20 protein-coding genes are annotated in these 20,446 nt (G+C 65.2%); 15 read left to right on the top strand and 5 right to left on the bottom strand.

Going from position 1 to position 20,446, the window contains the following annotated elements:
* Window positions 1–19: 19 nt before the first annotated feature.
* The 8 genes from tsf to AC3CD9_RS08565 all read left to right on the top strand — a co-directional run bounded on the left by tsf (window position 20) and on the right by AC3CD9_RS08565 (window position 7,326).
* The gene (gene tsf / locus AC3CD9_RS08600) at window positions 20–847 is read left to right on the top strand and encodes a translation elongation factor Ts (RefSeq protein WP_488367243.1); all 828 of its coding nucleotides are present in this window, start codon (window positions 20–22) and stop codon (window positions 845–847) included.
* A 184-nt stretch (window positions 848–1,031) separates the two neighbouring features.
* On the top strand, window positions 1,032–1,784 hold the full coding sequence (gene pyrH, locus AC3CD9_RS08595) for a UMP kinase (RefSeq protein ID WP_488367242.1): 753 nt from the start codon (window positions 1,032–1,034) through the stop codon (window positions 1,782–1,784).
* A 192-nt stretch (window positions 1,785–1,976) separates the two neighbouring features.
* Window positions 1,977–2,534 (top strand): ribosome recycling factor, encoded by a 558-nt coding sequence (gene frr / locus AC3CD9_RS08590; protein WP_101544639.1) that lies wholly within the window; start codon window positions 1,977–1,979, stop codon window positions 2,532–2,534.
* On the top strand, window positions 2,534–3,556 hold the full coding sequence (locus AC3CD9_RS08585) for a phosphatidate cytidylyltransferase (protein WP_488367241.1): 1,023 nt from the start codon (window positions 2,534–2,536) through the stop codon (window positions 3,554–3,556). Before frr ends, AC3CD9_RS08585 begins: the two co-directional genes overlap by 1 nt.
* 186 nt (window positions 3,557–3,742) lie before the next feature.
* Window positions 3,743–4,972: a 23S rRNA (adenine(2503)-C(2))-methyltransferase RlmN gene (gene rlmN / locus AC3CD9_RS08580; protein ID WP_488367528.1), complete on the top strand. Its 1,230-nt coding sequence runs from the start codon at window positions 3,743–3,745 to the stop codon at window positions 4,970–4,972.
* 99 nt (window positions 4,973–5,071) lie between these two features.
* Window positions 5,072–5,632: a DivIVA domain-containing protein gene (locus tag AC3CD9_RS08575; protein WP_025777300.1), complete on the top strand. Its 561-nt coding sequence runs from the start codon at window positions 5,072–5,074 to the stop codon at window positions 5,630–5,632.
* Window positions 5,625–6,299: a hypothetical protein gene (locus AC3CD9_RS08570; protein WP_488367240.1), complete on the top strand. Its 675-nt coding sequence runs from the start codon at window positions 5,625–5,627 to the stop codon at window positions 6,297–6,299. The genes AC3CD9_RS08575 and AC3CD9_RS08570 overlap by 8 nt, the downstream gene beginning before the upstream one ends.
* 112 nt (window positions 6,300–6,411) lie before the next feature.
* Window positions 6,412–7,326, top strand: coding sequence for a class I SAM-dependent methyltransferase (locus tag AC3CD9_RS08565; RefSeq protein WP_488367239.1), 915 nt, complete (start codon window positions 6,412–6,414; stop codon window positions 7,324–7,326).
* 64 nt (window positions 7,327–7,390) lie between these two features.
* Here the strand turns inward: AC3CD9_RS08565 and AC3CD9_RS08560 are convergent, their stop codons facing one another.
* Window positions 7,391–7,678 (bottom strand): hypothetical protein, encoded by a 288-nt coding sequence (locus AC3CD9_RS08560; protein ID WP_488367238.1) that lies wholly within the window; start codon window positions 7,676–7,678, stop codon window positions 7,391–7,393.
* Window positions 7,679–7,822: 144 nt separating this feature from the next.
* Entirely contained in the window at window positions 7,823–9,022 is a 1,200-nt protein-coding gene (locus AC3CD9_RS08555) for an acyl-CoA dehydrogenase family protein (protein ID WP_488367237.1), read from the bottom strand.
* Between the two features lie 159 nt (window positions 9,023–9,181).
* Between AC3CD9_RS08555 and dxr the strand changes: the two genes are divergently transcribed.
* The 3 genes from dxr (at window position 9,182) to AC3CD9_RS08540 (ending at window position 12,294) form a co-directional block, all read left to right on the top strand.
* Window positions 9,182–10,402, top strand: coding sequence for a 1-deoxy-D-xylulose-5-phosphate reductoisomerase (gene dxr / locus AC3CD9_RS08550; RefSeq protein ID WP_488367235.1), 1,221 nt, complete (start codon window positions 9,182–9,184; stop codon window positions 10,400–10,402).
* Window positions 10,399–11,961, top strand: coding sequence for a M50 family metallopeptidase (locus AC3CD9_RS08545; RefSeq protein ID WP_488367234.1), 1,563 nt, complete (start codon window positions 10,399–10,401; stop codon window positions 11,959–11,961). Before dxr ends, AC3CD9_RS08545 begins: the two co-directional genes overlap by 4 nt.
* 66 nt (window positions 11,962–12,027) lie before the next feature.
* Window positions 12,028–12,294: a hypothetical protein gene (locus tag AC3CD9_RS08540; RefSeq protein WP_488367233.1), complete on the top strand. Its 267-nt coding sequence runs from the start codon at window positions 12,028–12,030 to the stop codon at window positions 12,292–12,294.
* Between the two features lie 54 nt (window positions 12,295–12,348).
* Here AC3CD9_RS08540 and AC3CD9_RS08535 read toward each other — a convergent pair whose 3' ends face one another.
* A complete protein-coding gene (locus AC3CD9_RS08535; protein WP_488367232.1) occupies window positions 12,349–13,749 on the bottom strand; it encodes a serine hydrolase domain-containing protein in 1,401 nt (466 codons plus the stop codon).
* Between the two features lie 281 nt (window positions 13,750–14,030).
* Here AC3CD9_RS08535 and ispG point away from each other — a divergent pair, with 281 nt between their 5' ends.
* Window positions 14,031–15,194 (top strand): flavodoxin-dependent (E)-4-hydroxy-3-methylbut-2-enyl-diphosphate synthase, encoded by a 1,164-nt coding sequence (gene ispG / locus AC3CD9_RS08530; RefSeq protein WP_488367231.1) that lies wholly within the window; start codon window positions 14,031–14,033, stop codon window positions 15,192–15,194.
* Window positions 15,195–15,275: 81 nt separating this feature from the next.
* Complete coding sequence (locus tag AC3CD9_RS08525) at window positions 15,276–16,157, top strand: GNAT family N-acetyltransferase (RefSeq protein WP_139908433.1); 882 nt, start codon at window positions 15,276–15,278, stop codon at window positions 16,155–16,157.
* 87 nt (window positions 16,158–16,244) lie between these two features.
* Here the strand turns inward: AC3CD9_RS08525 and AC3CD9_RS08520 are convergent, their stop codons facing one another.
* Window positions 16,245–16,661 carry an RNA-binding S4 domain-containing protein gene (locus AC3CD9_RS08520; RefSeq protein WP_488367230.1) on the bottom strand — a complete coding sequence of 139 codons (417 nt, stop codon included), beginning with the start codon at window positions 16,659–16,661 and terminating at the stop codon, window positions 16,245–16,247.
* Window positions 16,661–17,614 (bottom strand): NUDIX hydrolase, encoded by a 954-nt coding sequence (locus AC3CD9_RS08515; protein WP_488367229.1) that lies wholly within the window; start codon window positions 17,612–17,614, stop codon window positions 16,661–16,663. The genes AC3CD9_RS08520 and AC3CD9_RS08515 overlap by 1 nt, the downstream gene beginning before the upstream one ends.
* A 113-nt stretch (window positions 17,615–17,727) precedes the next feature.
* Here AC3CD9_RS08515 and AC3CD9_RS08510 point away from each other — a divergent pair, with 113 nt between their 5' ends.
* Window positions 17,728–19,575 carry a proline--tRNA ligase gene (locus AC3CD9_RS08510; RefSeq protein ID WP_488367228.1) on the top strand — a complete coding sequence of 616 codons (1,848 nt, stop codon included), beginning with the start codon at window positions 17,728–17,730 and terminating at the stop codon, window positions 19,573–19,575.
* Window positions 19,576–19,626: 51 nt separating this feature from the next.
* Entirely contained in the window at window positions 19,627–20,394 is a 768-nt protein-coding gene (locus tag AC3CD9_RS08505) for a TSUP family transporter (RefSeq protein ID WP_488367527.1), read from the top strand.
* Window positions 20,395–20,446: the final 52 nt, after the last annotated feature.

Raw genomic sequence — 20,446 nt, 5'->3', positions numbered from 1 at the left:
ACCATCCTGAGGAGAAGGAATGGCAAACTACACTGCCGCTGATATCAAGGCACTGCGCGAGAAGACCGGCGCCGGAATGATGGACGTCAAGAAGGCTCTCGACGAGTCCGACGGCGACCAGACGAAGGCCATGGAGGCCCTGCGCATCAAGGGCCTCAAGGGCGCCACCAAGCGCGAAGGTCGCTCGACCTCCGACGGTCTGGTCGCGACCTCCGTCGAAGGCGGAGTCGGCACCATGATCGAGCTCAACTCGGAAACCGACTTCGTCGCGAAGTCCGAACCGTTCGTCAAGCTCTCCGAAGAGGTCCTCGAGCTGGCCGTGGCCAACAAGGCCGATTCGGCCGAGGCACTCCTCGCCGCTGAGACCGACGGCAAGCCCGTCTCCCAGTTCATCACCGAATCCGGTGCCTCGCTGGGCGAGAAGGTCGAACTGCGTCGCGTGGGCCGTGTCGAAGGCGCCAAGATCGCCTCCTACCTGCACCGCACCAACAAGGACCTGCCCCCGCAGGTCGGCGTGCTGCTGGCATTCGAAGGTGACGACGAGACCGTGGCCCACGATGTCGCCGTGCACATCGCCGCTATGGCCCCGAAGTACTTCTCCCGTGAAGACGTTCCCGCCGACCTCGTCGAGAACGAGCGTCGCATCGCCGAAGACACCGCGAAGAACGAAGGCAAGCCCGAACAGGCTCTGCCGAAGATCATCGAGGGCCGCGTCAACGGCTTCTTCAAGGAGAACTGCCTGCTCGACCAGGGATTCGCCAAGGATCCCAAGCAGTCCGTGGCCAAGGTGCTCGAGGCTGCCGGCGTCAAGGCCACCGGCTTCCTGCGCTACCGCGTCGGAGCCTGATTCACCACTGACCGTGAAGCAGACAGATCTCTGCTTCCCAGGTTCATCGAGTGAGTGAGAACTCACCCGAGGAGCGGGGTCGGACCAATCGGTCCGGCCCCGTTCTTCGCTAAACTGACCCAGACGCCCGATCACAGTGACGATCCCACTGGGTACAGACCTGCCCGCACGGAAGAAGGACTCCATGACAAGCACCCCTGTTCACGAATCCAGCTACGCCAGCCGCGCGGTGCGCACCCATCGGCGCCGCGTCCTGCTCAAGCTCTCCGGCGAGGTCTTCGGCGGCGGCAAGATCGGCGTCGATCCCGACGTCGTGGCCGCAGTCGCCCGCGAGGTCGCCCCCACCACCGAGGACGTCGAGGTCAGTATCGTCGTCGGCGGCGGCAACTTCTTCCGCGGAGCCGAGCTCTCGCAGCGCGGCATGGACCGCACCCGTGCCGACTACATGGGCATGCTCGGCACCGTGATGAATTGCCTGGCACTGCAGGACTTCCTCGAACAGACGGGTGTCGACACCCGCGTGCAGACCGCGATCCCCATGTCACAGGTCGCCGAATCGTATATTCCCCGCCGCGCCATGCGGCACATGGAGAAGAACCGCGTCGTCATCTTCGGCGCCGGCGCCGGACTCCCGTACTTCTCCACCGACACCGTCGCCGCCCAGCGAGCACTCGAAGTGCATGCCGATGAGGTCCTCATCGCCAAGAACGGCGTCGACGGCGTCTACACCGCCGACCCCAAGGTCGACCCGAAGGCCGAGAAGATCTCCGAGATCAGCTACCAAGACGCCCTGCAGCGCGGCCTCAAGGTCGTCGACGCGACCGCTTTCAGCCTGTGCATGGACAACAAGCTGCCGATGCACGTCTTCGGAATGGAAGGCGAGGGCAACCTGCGCAAAGCCATCATCGGTGAGAAGATCGGCACGGTCGTCCACTGAGACCCACCCCACCGAGGTGGCCTGACGCTGAACGCGGGAGGGTCCTCACAGCGTGGGACCGTCTCCACCGAGGCGGTCGGCCGCCTGGCATCCACGCAGGTGAGAACACCCCTGCGATGATTCGGTGCGGCATTTTTCAGTGATGACCCATAGAATGAACCCAAAGCTTTAAGAAGAGGGAAAGAGGCAACCGTGATTGAAGAGACACTGGCCGAAGCCAGAGAGAAGATGGACAAGGCCGTCGAATTCACGCAGGAGGACTTCGCGTCGATCCGCACCGGCCGTGCCAACCCCGCACTGTTCGCCGATATCGAGATCGACTACTACGGCGCTCCGACACCGCTGCAGCAGCTCGCCTCGTTCCAGACGCCCGAGGCACGCACGATTCTCGTGACCCCCTACGACAAGGGCACGCTGACCGATATCGAGAACGCTCTGCGCAACTCCGACATCGGCGCGAACCCCGCCAACGACGGCAACGTCATTCGTGTCGTCCTCCCGGACCTCACCGAGGAACGCCGCAAGGAATACGTCAAGATCGTCAAGGGCAAGGCCGAAGACGGCAAGGTCTCCATCCGCAACATCCGTCGTCACGCCAAGGAGACGCTCGAACGCATCAAGAAGGACGGCGAAGCCGGCGAGGACGAGGTCACTCGCAGCATCTCCGAGCTCGACGATCTGACGAAGAGCAAGGTGGAAAACGTCGACAAGCTGCTTGCGCAGAAGGAAGCTGAGCTGCTCGAGGTCTGATGATCGCCGTGACAGGGTCCGACAGCCCCGCGACAGATCCGGCTCCCCTCGGGGAGCCGGATCCGTCAGGCGAGGCCGCGCGGGTTGAGACCCCTTTCCCGAAACGTCGAGACCTGCGCAACTCGGACAAGCCGTATTCGCCTGACGACCCGGAATCGAATCCGACCGCCGAGGCGGCTGCGACCGATTCCGAACCTGAACAGAAGGATTACGGTCGAGCCGGACGCAACCTGCCGGCCGCGATCGGCATGGGACTGCTCATCGGCGGCGTGGTGCTCGCGTCCCTGATCTTCCTGCCGATCTCGTTCCTCTTCATCGTCCTCGTCGGCATCGTCGCCGCAATGTGGGAGCTGGCGAACGCTCTGTCACGTTCCGGCTCCCTCGTCTCCCGCGTGCCCACCATGGTGTCGGCGGCCTGTATGGTCGTGGCCACGTTCATCGGGGGCCGCGAAGCGCTCTGGGTGACCTTCGCCGCCAGCGCCGGAGCAGTCATGCTCTTCACGATGGTCGAGCGCCGGAAGAACGCAGTCAAAGACGTCTCGCTCTCCCTCTTCGCTCTCACCTATGTCGGCCTCATGGCCTGCTTCATCGTCTACATCCTCACCCAGCCGGACGGCAACTTCTACGTCATCATCTTCCTCGCCGCGGTCGTCGCCTCCGACACCGGCGGCTACGTCTTCGGCGTGCTGTGGGGCAAGCATCCCATCGCCCCGCGGATCTCTCCGAAGAAGTCCTGGGAAGGCTACCTCGGCTCGACCGTCTTCGCCGCCGTGGTCGCAACGGTCCTCGCCGTCACCGTCGTCGATGCTCCGTTCTGGACCGGTCTGGTCATCGGTGCCGTCATCCCCGCTTTCGCCACTCTCGGCGACTTCAGCGAATCGATGATCAAGCGCGACCTCGAACTCAAGGACATGGGCACCCTGCTGCCCGGCCACGGCGGTGTCATGGATCGACTCGACTCGATCCTGCCGACCGCTCCCGTCGCGCTCGTGCTCTTCTCGGTCCTGCCCGGCTACCTCTGACCGGCCCGCCGACTCGGTTACCCGGCTGCCTCTGACCCTGTCCGGTTCGCACCTGCCCGACGTGGCGGCTCACACACGACAGCTGTGCAGCGAACATGAGACAATGGCGGTGTGAGTTCTCAAGCAGGCAGAAGGCAGACCAGGCCCGTCGTCGAACATGCCGACGGCACGACATCGAAGACCCCGATGCGCGATGGCCGTCCCCTTCTCAACTTCAAGTCCGCACGGGTCAAGCAGCCGCCTCAGCATCTGGCCGATATGACGATGGACGAACGCATCGACGCGGTCAAGGAGATGGGACTGCCCGCTTTCCGGGCCAAGCAGATCTCCACCCACTACTTCAGCCACTATGTCACCGACACCGAGGCGATGACGGACCTGCCCAAGGACAAGCGGGCAGAGATCCAGGAACGGTTCTTTCCGCACCTGCTCACCGAAGTGCGCCGCCTGCGCACCGAGAACGGCGACACCATCAAGTTCCTGTGGCGCCTCTTCGACGGAGCTCTCGTCGAGTCCGTGCTCATGCGCTACCGCAACAGGGTCACCCTGTGCGTGTCCAGCCAGTGCGGCTGTGGAATGAACTGCCCGTTCTGCGCCACCGGCCAGCAGGGCCTGACCAGGAACATGTCCACGGCCGAAATCGTCGAACAGGTCGTGCGCGCCAACCAGGTCATCGCCGCCGGCGAACTCGCCGAAGCCCCGAAGTCGGATATGCCCGGTGCCGGAGAGACCGCGCTCGGCGCGGAAGCCGATGATGACGAAGCGGCGGGAGAAGCCGCATTCGACGGGGAGGCCACGGCCGCCTCGGCGAATGGCCCCGAACGGGTCTCGAACATCGTCTTCATGGGCATGGGCGAACCCCTGGCCAACTACAAGCGAGTGATGAACGCGGTGCGCCGGTTCGTCGGACCGAGCCCCGAAGGACTGGGCATGTCGGCCAGGCGGATCACGATCTCCACGGTCGGACTCGTGCCCGGCATCAACAAACTCGCCGCCGAAGACATCCCCGTCACGTTCGCCCTCAGCCTCCACGCACCCGATGACGAACTGCGCGATGAGATGATCCCGGTCAACACGCGGTGGAAGGCCGACGAGGCCATCGACGCCGCCTATAACTACTACCAGGTGACCGGACGCCGGGTGAGCATTGAATACGCGCTCATCAAGGACATGAACGACCACGCGTGGCGTGCGGAACTGCTGGCCAAGAAGCTCAACGCCCGCGGACGCGGCTGGGTCCATGTCAACCCGATCCCGCTCAACCCGACCCCGGGCTCGGTGTGGACGGCCTCGGAACCGGAGGTCGCCGACGAATTCGTCCGCCGCCTCATCGATCAGGGCATTCCGACGACGATCCGCGACACCCGCGGATCCGATATCGACGGCGCCTGCGGACAGCTCGCCGCAGCCGACTGATCGACGCCCGTTCGGCAACTGCGGACCGCGGCAACGCAATTGCTGCGGCTTCCATCTATTATGGTGGAAACACCACAGCCACTTGCTTCTGGAGGAGACATGGCGGACACGACTTTCCCTCGAATGTCCGGTTGGAAGAACGGATACGACCCCAAGCAGGTCGACAGCTTCTTCAAGCGTGCACGTGAGTCCTTCGAACGGCCGACGCCGCAGCCCGGCGACCTCGACTCCCGGGCGGTGCGCACGGTCGGATTCGACCTCGTCCGCAAGGGCTATCACGTCGCCGTCGTCGACGCCGCGCTCGACCGTCTCGAGGACGCATTCGCCAAGCAGGCCCGCGACCGCCTGATCGCGCAGTCCGGTCAGGACGCCTGGGTCTCCGAGCTCACCCGTGTGGCCGCGTCCCTGCGGGGACGCCTGGTCCGTGAGCCCGGTGAGCGCTTCGACAATCCTCCTCCCGGAGTCATCGGTTACGACATCACCCAGGTCGACGACATGTGCGACAAGGTCAACTCGTACTTCACGCAGGGCGTGGCGATGAGTGTCGACCAAGTCCGCCGCGTGCTGTTCAAGACCGCAAAAGGCAAGAAGGCGTACAACGAGGACCAGGTCGATGCGTTCATCGACCGCGTCGTCGAAGTGATGGCCTCCGTTGACTGATTTCCACTACTTCGCGGTCCCGACCGCGACCGATCCCGGCACGCTCAACCCGGTGTACGAACTCCTCGACTTTCCGATCGCGATGGGCAAGGCCGAAGACATCGTGCTGACCGGACCCGCTCCGGAGAAACCTCTCGTCGACGGCCGGGAAGTCACGGATCCCCGCCTGGTCAAGGCCCTGTCCGTTCCAGTCGAGCTCGACCGCGCCGAGGTGCTCGACCGCAGTTCGAAGCTCGCCGGAGTGCTCCGCGCCATGGGCGTGGTTCCCGAATCCGGTGCCCGGCTCACCTTCGCCGAGGATGTCCCGCCGTTGGCGCGGGCGCTCGGTGTGTTGGCTGCCGCCCGGATCGGGCTCGTTGTGGATCTGCGATCAGGGGCTGCGTCTGACTCTGCTTCAGACTTAGTGGTTCTCCACGCCATCGCAGCCGAACCGATCGAGCCGGGGCGTGCCTCTGTTCGGGTCACCCGTTCGCGTTTCGAAGGCGTCGGCGTGACGATCGGCTCCGAGACCGCGAACCTCGACCAGGCGATGCGCGACTCCCGCGTCGAATTCGCCGCAGTAGTGCCGTTCGACCCGCAGCGCACCCTGGTGCTCACCGATGACGGTGATCTTGAGGCGGGTACGAGCCTCGACTGGTACCGCACCGAGGTACTCTCTGCCTCCTGAGCCCCGGACTTCTGGGGGTGCTGGGAAATCCGGGGGCTTCGACGCCGATGCTGGTGTCGACGTTCCGGCTTCTGCGGACCCGCGGACTGCTGATCCGCGTTCGGCTGAGACGGTGTCTGCTCTGCGCGCGGCCGGCTGTGTCTTCGCCGAGGACGAGGCGGCGATCCTGCTGGAGTCTGCAGCTGGCTCTGCGCCGAAACTCGATGAGCTCGTTGCACGACGAGTGGCCGGTGAACCCCTCGAGCAGATCGTCGGCTGGGTCGACTTCTCCGGAATGCGTTTGAGTGTCCGGCCGGGAGTGTTCGTACCACGGCAGCGAACGGCTCTGCTCGCCGCGCATACGGTGTCCGCGGCCCGACGTATGACGGACTCGCGAGGGCACAGGGCGGAGACGGACTCACGACGGAACGGCACAGAGGCAGACGCTGGCGTCGCGAAAGCACGACTCGTTGTGCTCGAAGCATTCTGCGGGGTCGGGCCGGTCGCCTCGGCGGTGGCGGGCACGGTGCCGGGGGTGGAGATCCACGTCGGCGATGCTCAGGCGGAGGCCGTGCGGTGTGCGGTGGAGAATGTCGAACGCTGCATCCAGTCGGGGGACTCAGCGCACGCGGGGGAGTCTACGCAGGCAGGCGGGTCCGAACAGGCAAATGAGTCCGGCACCACCGTGACGGGGCATGCCCTCGACTGCCTGCACGGACTGCCCGACACACTGCGGCGATCAATCTCTGTCATCGCGGCCGTGCCGCCGTACGTTCCTGAAACGGCAGCCGATTTTCTGCCGCATGAGGCCCTCGACTTCGAACCGAGCAGCGCGCTCTTCGGCGGCTCCGACGGACTCGACCTCGTCCGCCGACTCATCACGGAGTCGTTGGACTGGCTGGCCCCGGATGGTGTGCTGCTCATCGAACTCGGGCGAGGTCAGGTTGCAGAGGCCACCGGGCACGCAGCCGAGCGAGGGCTGGAAGCCCGGAGCCACCTCGGCGAGGATGTCCAGACGGTCGTGCTCGAACTGAGTCGTGGAAACTGACAACGTCCGGCTGCGTACCGACTGACTGTGTCACCTCTTCACTAAAGTGAGCAGGGAGTCCCTGTCAGCGCTCGTCGAGAACGATCGCTATATCGTTGACCTCGTCCTGAAGCCAACGGATCAGACGGTCGCCCTCGGCGTCGAAGGCAGTTTCGTTTTCGCTGGTGTCCCAACCGTAGTCGTCGCCGATTTCAATGAAGTGCTCATTCCAGAATTGTGTGTAACTGCGCAGTGCTTCGCCAAGCTCTGATGACAGACCAAGATCCCACGGCTCCACGACGTATTTGTCCGTGCCGCTTTCCCACAACGGGTATTTCGGACCCCAGTCCAAGAAGAACCGTATTTCACGCATCAGGAAACTCCGATGTATTCGGTCGTGATTCTAGACAAGCTGACATGTCTATTGTCTATGAAGACGCGAAACGCCCGCCGAACCTCAGCAGGATCGGCGGGCGCTGACTGTGTTCAGCGGAGGGCGGGTGCCCTGCGCACTGGTTCAGTTCGCGAAGGCGTTGATTCCGGTCATCGTCCGACCCAGGGTCAGCTGGTGCACCTCGTGCGTGCCTTCGTAGGTGACCACGGTCTCGAGATTGACCGCGTGACGCAGCGGCGGGTACTCGCTCGTGATGCCCGACCCGCCGAACAGGGCGCGCAGGTCACGGCACACGTTCATCGCGGTATCGACGTTGACCATCTTGCCCAGGCTGATCTGCTCCGGACGGACACCTTTCTCGGAGTCCTTGAGCTTGCCCAGGTGAGCGGCGAGCAGAGTGATCTGCGAGTACTGGCCGAAGGCCTTCGCCAGCTTCTGCTGAGTGATCTGGAACGATGCCAGCGGGCGATCGAACTGGACACGGGTGCCGGTGTACTCCAGTGCGGAGAGCAGCGCGTCTCGGGCTGCGCCGGTGACACCGAAGACGATGCCGTAGCGGGCCTCGGACAGGCAGGACAGGGGGCCCTTGAGTCCCTTGGCCTTCGGCAGCATCGCATCCTCGGGCAGGCGGACGTTGTCGAGGACGATCTCACCGGTGATCGACGCACGCAGCGAGATCTTGCGGTGGATCTCCGGGGTCTGCACACCCTCGGTGTTCGAGGGGACGACGAAGCCGCGGACGACGTTCTTGCCCTTGTCGTCGACCTCTTCGGTCTTGGCCCACACGACCATGACATCGGAGACCGGGGAGTTCGTGATCCACATCTTCGCGCCGTTGAGGATCCAGTCGGATCCGTCCTTCTTCGCGGTCGTCTTCATCCCCGACGGGTCGGAGCCGACATCGGGTTCGGTCAGACCGAAGCAGCCGATGGCCTTTCCGGCGGCCATCTTCGGCAGCCATTCTTCCTTCTGTGCTTCCGACCCCCAGTGGTGGATGGCGAACATCGCCAGCGAACCCTGCACGGAGACGAGGGAGCGCAGACCGGAATCGACGGCTTCGAGTTCGCGGCAGGCCAGTCCGTACTGAGTCGCCGTCGATCCGCCGCAGCCGTAGCCGTCGAGGTGCATGCCCAGCAGACCGAGCTCGCCGAGTCCTTCGGCCAGTTCTCGGGCGGGGATGGTGGCGTCGAGGAAATAGTCGCCGATCTTCTCCCGGACGTTCTCGTCCAGCCATTTCTTCACGATCGATGCGAATTCGAGGTCATCGGGTTCGAAGACCGAATCCAGTCCAAGAATGTCGTCGGGGCTCAGCGTCTTGCTCATATCCATCTCTTTCGCCATTGATTGTCTTCATTCACTTCTTTTACCGGAACCCGGTGGAAGATCGGTGTCCCGAAGCACTACAGATGACCAGGCCCCGCTAGGCGACACACGAGTCCGTGTCGAGTCATTTCCCAGAGAACTTTGGCATCATCGGTTGGCGTGAGTAAACGTGGTTTCATTGTAGTCGGCTCAACCGGTTCGGTCGGCACCCAGGCCCTTGATGTCCTCGCCGAACACCGGGACGAGCACGCGATCATCGGCTTGGCCGCCGGGTCACAGCTCGACCTTCTGCTCGAGCAGGCCCTCGATTTCCACGTCCCCGTCATCGGGCTCACGACCCCACCCGCCGGAGGCGAGGCCGAGGTGCGTGCGCGACTGACCGAGCTGGCTGCCCAGCGGGGGACCGCCGATCCCGTCGAAGCCATCCACCTCGGGGACGACGCCGCCGAGGCGGTCGCGGGCTTGGCCGCCGATATGGTCCTCAACGCGATCACCGGTGCCGCCGGTCTCGGCGCGACCCTGGCCGCCCTCGAACGCGGCACGGACGTGGCCCTGGCGAACAAGGAATCCCTCATCATCGGCGGGTCCATCGTCCTCGACGCAGCTCGTGCCTCCGGGGCCCGGCTGGTGCCGGTTGACAGTGAGCACTCCGCCATCGCCCAGGCGCTGCGTGCCGGCACGCACGGTGAAGTCAGCAAGCTCATCATCACCGCGTCGGGCGGTCCCTTCCGGGGCATGACCCGTGATGCCCTGCGTCGAGTCACCCCCGCCCAGGCGCTCAACCATCCCACCTGGTCGATGGGGTCGATGATCACCATCAACTCTGCGACCCTGGTCAACAAGGGCCTCGAAGTCATCGAAGCCCACCTGCTCTTCGACATCGACTTCGACCACATCGAAGTCGTCGTGCATCCGCAGTCGCAGATCCATTCGATGGTCGAGTTCACCGATGCCTCGACGATCGCGCAGATCTCCCCACCGGATATGCGCCTGCCGATCTCCTATGCGCTGGGCACCCAGGACGATGGTACGACGAAGCGACTGGCCTCGGGGGCCGTTCCGCACAATTGGGGCCAGCCCATGCACTGGTCGTTCGAACCGGTCAACCATCTCGCCTTTCCCGCTCTCGGTCTGGCCATCGACGCCGGCAAGAAAGGCCGCAGCTACCCGGCCGTGCTCAACGCCGCCAATGAGGAACTCGTCGCCGCATTCATCGCCGGAGACATCGCCTTCACCGGAATCGACAAAGGTCTCGCCCGAGCACTGGCCGCCCACGAACCGGCGGCCGAACACACAGTAGAGACCGTGCTGGCCGCCGACGCCTGGGCCAGAGACTTCGCGCGCGCCGACGTCGCCGAACAGAACGGGGGCCGCCGATGACAGTTGTGCTCTACATCGTCGGGATCATCCTGTTCCTCATCGGCATCTCGATCTCGATTGCGCTGCACGAACTCGGCCACCTCACCCCGGCGAAGAAGTTCGGGGTGAAAGTCACGCACTATATGGTCGGCTTCGGGCCGACCCTGTTCTCCTTCCGCCGCGGTGAGACCGAGTACGGCATCAAAGCGTTCCCCCTCGGTGGGTTCATCGCGATGCCGGGAATGTATCCGCCCGAGGAGGCGACGAAGTCCCGCTATGAGACCGCCGCCGCTGCGCAGAAGGGCGGCACGGCCGCCGGCGCCGACGGCGAGATCGACGGCGGGGTCGACGGCACGTCGGGCCGCCTCGGTGAACCGGGCGCTGCACTCGACTCGACGGGCAGCGAAACGTCGGGCCGCCTCGGCGAGGGGATGGATGACGGTGATGACGCTCCGCTGCGCCGGGACCGGAAGAAGCAGAAGGGGCGGCTGTTCGAAGACACGATGGCCGATGCCCGGGAGTTCTCGAACCAGGAGATCGAGCCGGGGGAGGAGCACCGGACGTTCTATGCGCTCAGCGTGCCCAAACGCCTCGTCGTCATGTTCTCCGGTCCCTTCGTCAACCTCGTCCTGGGCATCCTCATCATGGGGATCTCGCTGCTGGGCATCGGTGTGGTCACTCCGACGACAACCGTCCAGACCGTCGTCGAATGTGCGGTGCCCGCGTCCGAAGCGCAGCAGCGTCCCGCCTCGGAGCAGAACACCTGCCGTCCCGACGATCAGCTCACCCCCGCGTGGGAGGCTGGGATCGAACCGGGTGACGAGATCACCTCGATCGCCGGCGTCGAGACGAAGGACTGGGATCAGCTGTCCTCGGTCATCAAGGAACATGCAGGCGAACGCGTCGAGGTCGACTTCATCCGCGATGGTCAGGCCCAAACGGTGACCGTGCCGATCATCGCCACCGAACGGCCGAAGGTCGACGACACAGGCAAGGCCGTGCTCAACCCGGACGGAACCCCGCAGACCGAGACCCAAGGATTCTTCGGCGTCGGACCCGTCCAGGAACGTCAGTCCCTGCCGCTCGAGGAATTCCGCGGCGCCGTGTGGGACCAAGTCTCCGGAGTCTTCCACGCGATCATCACCCTGCCGGTCAAACTCGTCGACATCGGCGAGGTGGCCGTCGGCACGAAGGACCGCGACGCCGAAGGACTCGTCGGCATGGTCGGTGTTGGCCGCATCGCGGGCGAGATCGTGTCGACCGACCAGATCGACGTCGTCGACAAGGCGCAGATGGGACTGGGCATGCTCGGCTCGCTCAACATCTTCCTCTTCGCGTTCAACATGATCCCGCTGCTGCCCCTCGACGGCGGACACATCGCCGTGGGCCTCTACGAAGGTGCGCGCCGCCGCATCAACCGGTGGCGCGGCCGCGGACTGGTCGGCCCCTTCGACACCGCGAAGCTGCTGCCGCTGACGTACGTGTGCATCGGACTGATGCTGTGCATGACGGCGCTGCTCGTCTACGTCGACCTCGTCAAACCCATCACCCTCGACGCGATCTTCAACTCCGGTGGGTAGGTCTGGCTGGGCTCTGGCAAGTAGACCGGACATGCAGTGTGGGCGATCTCAGCTAGGGTGGTGCGAGTGGAGAATACTGAGACCAAGCCACGTGAGCGTTTCTTCTCGCGAACGGAATGGACGTTCATCGGATTCCTTGCGCTCGCCTTCGTGCTGACTCCGCTCTTCTACGGGCTGCCCTTGCTCAGCCCGCTGTTCGCTATGGGGACGCGGGTCCGCGGGCACAGGGCGAAGATGATCTGGCTGTGGACGGTCGCCTCACTGCTCGTCCTGATGTCGATCGCACCGTTCATTCTCAAATTCGCAGGGCTGAGTAACTTCGTCGTGGAATGAAGGCATGAGCCATCTGCGGTTGAGCGTGATCAGTCCGTTCAGTGGCGGACCCGTTCAGGAGCTGAGGGTGATCGCCTGCGCCTCGCCGAGGTGATTGAGGCCGACCGTGATCGTGGCGGTCTCATCTGCTGTGCTCGGCACTGTGACCACTCCGCGCAACGGGGAGACCATCTCGAGGTCCGCCTCGGTGAGAGGACGGTCGATCTGCTTCTCCGCCCGCCACCGGGCGAAGCGCTCCCGCCTCTCTTCGCGGGGTTCGTCGAGGTCCATGTTCATGGAGAAGATCGCCTCGGCGACGGTGTCGTCGAATTCGTTGACGAGGTTCGCCGCGGCCATCACGGCATCGATCTGGGGTTGGGCGGCGGGATAACGGGGCACCGGCACCGAGGTGGCCTGACGTTCCAGCCGGGTGTCCTGTCGTCCCGTGGCCGCCGCCCATCCGAGATCGAGCGCGTCCTGGACGACGCGCTGCGCCGGATAGTAGGTCGTATTGCCGAGCACGACGATGCTGAGCCCCAGATCGGGGAACCAGCGCATATGTGAGCCGTATCCTGGATAGCCGCCGGAATGGCAGACGATGCGGCCGAAACGTGTGTCCAGACGAGTCTCGAGACCGTATCCGTAGCTGAGTGTCTCCGCATGGTGGTCGCTCTTCTGGATCTCCATGGTCCGTCGTGGCTGCTGGTTGTCGGTCAGTATCCGCGACCAGGACCTGGGTGCACAGGTGTCCATGCGTTCGAGGGCGTCGAGATGCGCGTCCATCCATGTGCCGATGTCGTTCACCGTGGAGATGACCCCGCCGATGGGGGAGAAGACTCCTGGGCCGGTGAGTTCGGCCGGGTGGAGGCCGCCGTTGAGGTCGACGCGGAACCCGGTCGCCAGGTCCGGGAAGTCCGTGTGATCGAAACCGGTGCGCGTGAGCTTCAGGGGATCGAAGATCTCCGTGGACACGAGTTCGGTGAACGCCCTGCCTGTGACCGCCTCGGCGACCATGCCGAGAAGCGCATAGCCGAGGTTCGAATACTCATAGCCGGTGTCGACGGGCGCGCAGGCGATGGCGCCGCGGTGCAGCCAGTCGGTGAGCTCGGCTGGAGTCATCGCCTCCATCCGGTCCGCCCACGGGTCGTCCTTGGTGAAACTGGTACTCATAGTCAAGGCCTGTCGGCAGGTGCGGTCGGCGATGGCCGTATCGGCCAGTTCGGGGAGCAGGGTGCCAAAGGGAGCGTCGAGATCGAGCCCGTCGGCGGCGAGGAACCCGGTGGCTGCGGCGGTGAAGGACTTCGTCATCGAAGCGATTCGGTACGGAACCTCGCCGTTCACGGTTCGGGCGGGGCCGCCTCGGCGAAAGATTCCCCATGCCAAAGATCCACCCTGGTCGTCGAGCTTCTGTGCTGCGGCCTCGAGAGCCGCAGTCATCGCCTCGACATCGGGTTCGACGAATCCGGGTGTGCTCACAGGGCTGCTCCTTCGCGCAGACGTCAGGTCACCTTCACACTACCGTCAGCCGGTGACACCGGATCGGGACCAGTGGGCCGTGGCGTGGTGCGGGTGGAGCCGAGGTCGCGCGGGGGGCCGCCCGGGGCGCGCCGGTTAACTGTCCGGGGTACGCCCTGCGGACGGACAGTTCTGTGTCAGTGGGAGGTCCTACAATAGTGATGGTTCGCACAATCCGGGTCCCGCATCGGCGCCGGCTCGGACATTGTGGCTGGTCACCAGCCTGACTGAAGGGATCCTTCGTGACATCGGTCAATCTCGGAATGCCCGCACCGCCGCCTCCCGTGCTCGCTCCGCGAAGGAAGACGAGGCAGATCAACGTCGGAAAGGTGGGGGTCGGATCCGATTCCCCGGTGAGCGTGCAGTCGATGACGACGACGCAGACGACCGACATCAACGGGACCCTGCAGCAGATCGCCGAACTCACCGCCGCCGGCTGCGATATCGTGCGCGTGGCCTGCCCGACCGCCGATGATGCCGCGGCTCTGCCGATCATCGCCGGCAAATCCCAGATCCCCGTCATCGCCGATATCCACTTCCAACCCAAATACGTCTTCGCCGCCATCGACGCTGGCTGTGCGGGAGTGCGCGTCAACCCCGGCAACATCCGCAAGTTCGACGACCAGGTCAAGGAGATCTCGAAGGCCGCCGCCGAGGCGGGCGTGTCCATCCGCATCGGCGTCAACGCCGGCTCCCTGGACAAACGGCTGATGGAGAAATACGGCAAAGCCACGCCCGAGGCGCTCGTCGAATCCGCGCTGTGGGAGGCCTCCCTGTTCGAAGAGCACGGATTCTACGACTTCAAGATCTCTGTCAAACACCATGACCCGGTGATCATGGTCCGCGCGTACGAGCTGCTCGCCGAGCGCGGCGATTGGCCGCTCCATCTCGGCGTCACCGAGGCGGGACCCGCGTTCCAGGGCACGATCAAATCCGCCACCGCCTTCGGACACCTGCTGGCCGAGGGTATCGGAGACACCATCCGAGTCTCCCTGTCCGCGCCTCCCGCCGAGGAGGTCAAGGTCGGCAACCAGATCCTCGAATCCCTCAACCTGCGGCCCCGAAAGCTCGAAATCGTCTCCTGCCCGTCCTGTGGTCGTGCCCAGGTCGACGTGTACACGCTGGCCGAGCGCGTCACCGCCGGACTCGAAGGCATGGAGGTGCCGCTGCGGGTGGCTGTCATGGGGTGCGTCGTCAACGGCCCCGGTGAGGCCCGCGACGCCGACCTCGGCGTGGCCAGCGGCAACGGCAAGGGCCAGATCTTCGTCAAGGGCGAGGTCATCCGAACCGTGCCCGAATCCGAGATCGTCGAGACGCTCATCCATGAGGCAAACCGCATCGCCGAGGAGGCCGCGGGGCAGCCATCGGGCGCTGCATCGGGGCCGCCTGAAGTGACCGTCGGCTAGGTGCGATACCTTGTGAGGACGAAGAGTTTCATGGTCCAGTCATTGGCCCATGCTGACGGCTGAGAAAGAGTTCAGGGGCACATGGCGCTGAGGATCGCACGACTGGAACATCAGCACACCCGGTGGCTGACGGACCTGCTTGCGCGCAACCCCTGCGAGAACGTCTACCTCATCTCCCTGCTCGAAGTCACGGGCACCGCCCGTCTGGGATCCCCGGCAGGCACCCTGTACGGAATCTTCGATGGTGACCGACCCGTCGCCGCCTACTGGGTGGGCGGCAATATCATCCCGGTCGCGGCGACCCCGGCGACGAATGAGGTGCTTGCCCGGAAACTCAATGCCGACGGTCGCGTGTCCTGCTCACTCATCGGCAGCCGGTCCGTCATCCTCGACCTGCAGCAGCGGCTCAATTGGGGCCGAGCGCGTGGAGTGCGCGAACGGCAGCCGCTGCTGGCCATCAGCTCGGATCCGCTGGTCACCCCCGATGAGCATGTGCACCGGGTGACCCTCGATGACCTCGGTGCGGTATTTCCCGCCAGTGTGGACATGTTCACCAAAGAGGTCGGATTCTCACCGATCGAGGACGGCACCGCCGGGTACCTGGCGCGGGTGCGCGGGATCATCCGCGGCAAGAACTGCTATGCCCGGATCTCCTCCACCCTCCCCCAGGGAGGTGCGGTGCCGCGGTGGCCGGCCGAAGAGCAGGACGAACAGGTGCTGTTCAAGGCCGATATCGGCATCCGTGCTCGCCGCATCGTCCAGGTCCAAGGAGTATGGGTCCATCCCGCAGTGCGCAATCAGGGTCTCGGGGCAGCGGGCATGGCCGCTGTCGTCCAGCGCACCCGTGACAAGGGCCATTCCACGGTGAGCCTGTATGCCAATGACTACAACGAGACGGCGCTGCGCATGTATGCCCGCGTCGGCTTCGAGCAGGTCGGCACCTTCGCCACCGTCATGTACTGAGCGCCCGAGCGCTCAGGCACTGGAAGATTTCACTGACCGCTCGAGTTACCGTCGCTGTATCAAGCTCTGCGGTGAGCGGTCGGCGGATCAGTCGCGGCGGTTGCGCGACTGAGGTTTGGCCATATCGCCGAGGAACTTCTCCATCTCCCGGCGGTCCTTCTTCGTCGGACGCCCCAGCCCTTTGTCTCGCCTGGGCACGAATCCGCGCAGCGCGGGATCGGGCGGGGGAGTGAGGTCCTCATAGCACTGGACGGCGATGGAGGCCTGCATCCTCGTGGGGATGAATCCGGTGATCTTCCAGATGAACTCGGACCCGGCCTTGCGCACGCGCACCTCTTGGCCGATGCTCACCTTCTGCGCGGCCTTGACGCGTTGCCCGTCGACCTGCACATGCCCGCCGCGGCAGGCCTGAGTGGCGAGGTTGCGGGTCTTGAACATCCGCGCCGTCCACAGCCACACGTCGACGCGCATGTGCTTTCCGGCATCGCGGTTGATCTCAGTCATCAGCGACGGCCATCCGGGGAATACGTGCCGGTGGTGTGCGTGCCGGCATCGGCACCATCGGGGTCCTGTATCCGGGAGTCGGCGCGCAGTGCCAGTGCCGAGCGCCGGGTGAACGTCTGCGCGGGACGACCTCGCCCCTGGCTGACGGCCTCCCCGGTGGGATCGAGCAGCGGCAGCATGGTGCGGCGGAACGTATCGGCCTGCAGGCTCTCCCCGGCGACGATCTCGTGGAGCTCGCGCAGCTGCCGCAGCGAGAACTCCTTCTCCAAGAGTCCGAAGGGATCCGGAGTGCGTTCGTGGAACGCCCGCAGTCGGTGCACGGCCACGCGCACGATCTCCTGATGCTCGGCGCTGAGCTCGCCGACATCGTGGACGGGCACGAGCTTCCGCCGGTGGACGGGGGAGTCCGGGTGATCGGAATCCGATTCGGTAGGATCAAAGTCGGCCGCCTCGGGGAGGACCTCCTCGGCGGGGGACGATTCCGTCCCCTGCACCGGAGCATCCGGCACGGCCGCCTCGGTGGGATCGCCCTCCTCGGCGAGTCCGACATCGGAGGCGGAGAGAACATCGAGGTGAGCCACGGAGATCACCCAGCCGCGATCATCGCGGTCGGGCTGGTCGAACACGTGCAACTGGACGGGGGCGCGGTCGACCAACCGCGCCTTTTCGCGCAGACAGCGGGCGACCGCCTCGGCGAGGCGTTCCTGCGGACGCAGGATCGACCCGGGCAGCTGCCACACCCCGTCTCCTGGATGGGTCATGAGAACATGCAGGCCACGGCCGGGCACGGGGCAGAGGACCGCGGTGTCGACCGCGACCGAGGGCCGCGGGAACTGCGTGAGTTGGCTGGGATCAGGCATGCTCTTCGTATCGTTCGGACTCGTCATTTCAGCGGGGACCGGGCGGGGGACCGGACGGCCCCGACCGATGCCGGGCTTCGGTGCTGCAGCCACCAGTCTAATTCTCTTCCCGCAGGTGACGAATCCGCGCCCGCTCCGATTCCCTCCGGCTCGCCCGCGTGCGATAGTGTTCGATCTGAGTCTTGACAAGTTGAGGAGATTTACCCATGGCCCTGCGCATGTCGTCCCTGTTCGTGCGAACCCAGAAGGAAGACCCGGTCGGCGCCGAGGTGGCCAGCCACAAACTGCTCCACCGTGCCGGATACATCCGCAGGTCAGCACCGGGAATCTACACGTGGCTGCCGCTGGGACTGGCCGTGCTCGGCAAGATCGAAGCCATCGTGCGCGAAGAGATGGCGCTCGCCGGCTCCCAGGAGGTCCACTTCCCGGGCCTGCTGCCCGCCGATCCGTACAAGAAGTCCGGCCGTTGGGAGGCCTTCGGGCCCGACCTCTTCCATCTCAAGGACCGCCGCGAGAACGACTACATCCTCGCTCCCACACATGAGGAGGTCTTCACCCTTCTGGTCAAGGACCTCTACTCCTCGTACAAAGACCTGCCGCTGTCGATCTACCAGATCCAGACCAAATACCGCGACGAAGCTCGCCCCCGCGCCGGACTGCTGCGCGGACGCGAGTTCATCATGAAGGACGCCTACTCCTTCGACATCGACGACGCCGGACTCGACGCCTCCTACGAGGCCATGCGCGTGGCCTATCTGCGAGCCTTCGCCCGCCTCGGCCTGCCGTGCCTGCCGGTCAAGGCGACCCCGGGTGCCATGGGCGGCTCCGGAACAGAGGAGTTCATCTACCCCTCCGAGGTCGGGGAGGACACGTTCGTGAAGTCGCCCGGCGGATATGCCGCGAACGTCGAGGCCGTGACCTCGATCGTGCCCGAGGCGATTCCCTACTCGCAGTCGCCTGCCGCGCATGTCGAGGACACCCCCGACACCCCGACGATCGAGACCCTCGTGGCAGCCGCGAACGCCGCGCACCCGCGCTCCGATCGCGAGTGGACCGCCGCGGACACGCTGAAGAACGTCGTCTGCGCCGTCACCCACCCCGACGGCACCCGCGAGATCATCGTCATCGGCCTGCCCGGAGACCGCGAAGTCGACCTCGACCGCGCCGCCGGCACCGGCATGCTCGGCGACGGTGAGGTCGACCTCGAAGCCGCGACGGCTGAGGACCTCGCCACCCATCCGGAGCTCGTCAAGGGCTACATCGGCCCCGGCAACTCCCTTGATGCGCCGGTTCTCGGCCTCGAATCGCCCTCGAAGATCCGCTACCTCCTCGACCCCCGCGTCGTCGACGGCACCCGCTGGATCACCGGAGCCAATGAGCCCGGACGCCACGTCTTCGACCTCGTCGCCGGACGGGACTTCACTGCCGACGGCACCATCGAAGCCGCCCAGGTCGTCCTCGGCGATCCGGCACCGGACGGCTCCGGTCCGCTGGAGCTGGCCCGCGGTGTCGAGATCGGTCAGATCTTCAAGCTCGGCCGCAAGTACGCCGAGTCCCTCGACCTCAAGGTGCTCGACCAGAACGGCAAGGCGACGACCGTGACCATGGGCTCCTACGGCCTCGGCGTCACCCGCGTCATGGCCTGCATCGCCGAGGAATACCATTCCGAGGACGGACTCCTGTGGCCTCAGCACCTGGCCCCGGCCGATGTGCACATCATCGTCGCCGGTAAGGGTGAGGAGATCGCCGAAGCAGCCGAGAAGGTGACGACCGAACTCGAGGCCGAAGGTGTCAGCGTCCTGCTCGATGACCGCAACAAGGTCTCACCCGGATTCAAGTTCGCCGATGCCGAGCTCATCGGCATTCCCACCGTCATCGTCGTCGGCCGCGGTCTGGCCGACGGCGTCGTCGAGGTCCGCGACCGTCTGGCCGGGGAGAAGTCCGACCAGCCCGTTGCCGAGGTGGTTCCTGCCACCGTGGCACGTGTGCGTGAGGCGTACGCGAAGGCTGCAGCCGCAGCCGACGCGGCGATCAGCGCCGACCAGAACGCCTGAGCCGCCTCGGTGTTCGAAGCCCTCGCCGGAGGCATCGATGTCACCTGGACGATGGTCCTGTGGCTGCTCGCCGCGGGAGTCCTGGCCGGGTGGATCGATGCCGTCGTCGGTGGGGGCGGACTGATCCAGCTGCCCGCGCTGCTGCTCGTGCCGGGGATGAGCCCCGTCCAAGCTGTCGCGACGAACAAGATCGGGTCGATTGCGGGCACGACCGCCTCGGCGGTCACCTATCTGCGCAAGATCACTCCGGACCGGTCGGCGACGATCCCGGCCGCGGCCTCGGCGTTCTTGGGTGCCGTGCTCGGGGCGAAGCTCGCGACCTTGGTGCCGAGCGGGGCGTTCACCCCGATCATTCTGCTCGCGCTCATCGGGGTCGGGATCTTCACCGTGCTCAACCCGAGCCTCGGCGCCGATGCCACGCTGCGGTTCGGGGAAACGTCGAAACGCCACCACGCGCTGTCGTGGCTGATCGGGCTCGTTATCGGCATCTACGACGGAGTGCTCGGGCCGGGGACGGGATCGTTCCTCGTCATCGCCTTCGTCTCGATCATCGGATTCTCGTTCCTGCAGGCCTCGGCCACGGCGAAGGTGATCAACTGGGCGACGAACTTCGGGGCGCTCGTCTACTTCATCCCCGACGGTCAGGTCGTCTGGCTACTGGGTGTGATCATGGCCGTCGGCAATGTCACCGGCGGGATCTTCGGTGCGCGCACCGCGCTGGCGAAGGGCTCAGGGTTCGTCCGCGTCGTCTTCGTCATCGTCGTCTCCGCTCTGATCCTCAAACTCGGCTTCGACTTCATCTCCACCCTCATCCACTAATTGCTACCTGACGGCGGCCCAGCAACCTCGCGCGAGGTTGCTGGGCCGCCGT

The organism is Brevibacterium sp. MGP-B1 (assembly GCF_057766545.1).
The sequence above is the reverse complement of the archived record's forward strand: the minus strand, read 5'-3'. Positions and strand labels throughout refer to the sequence as shown.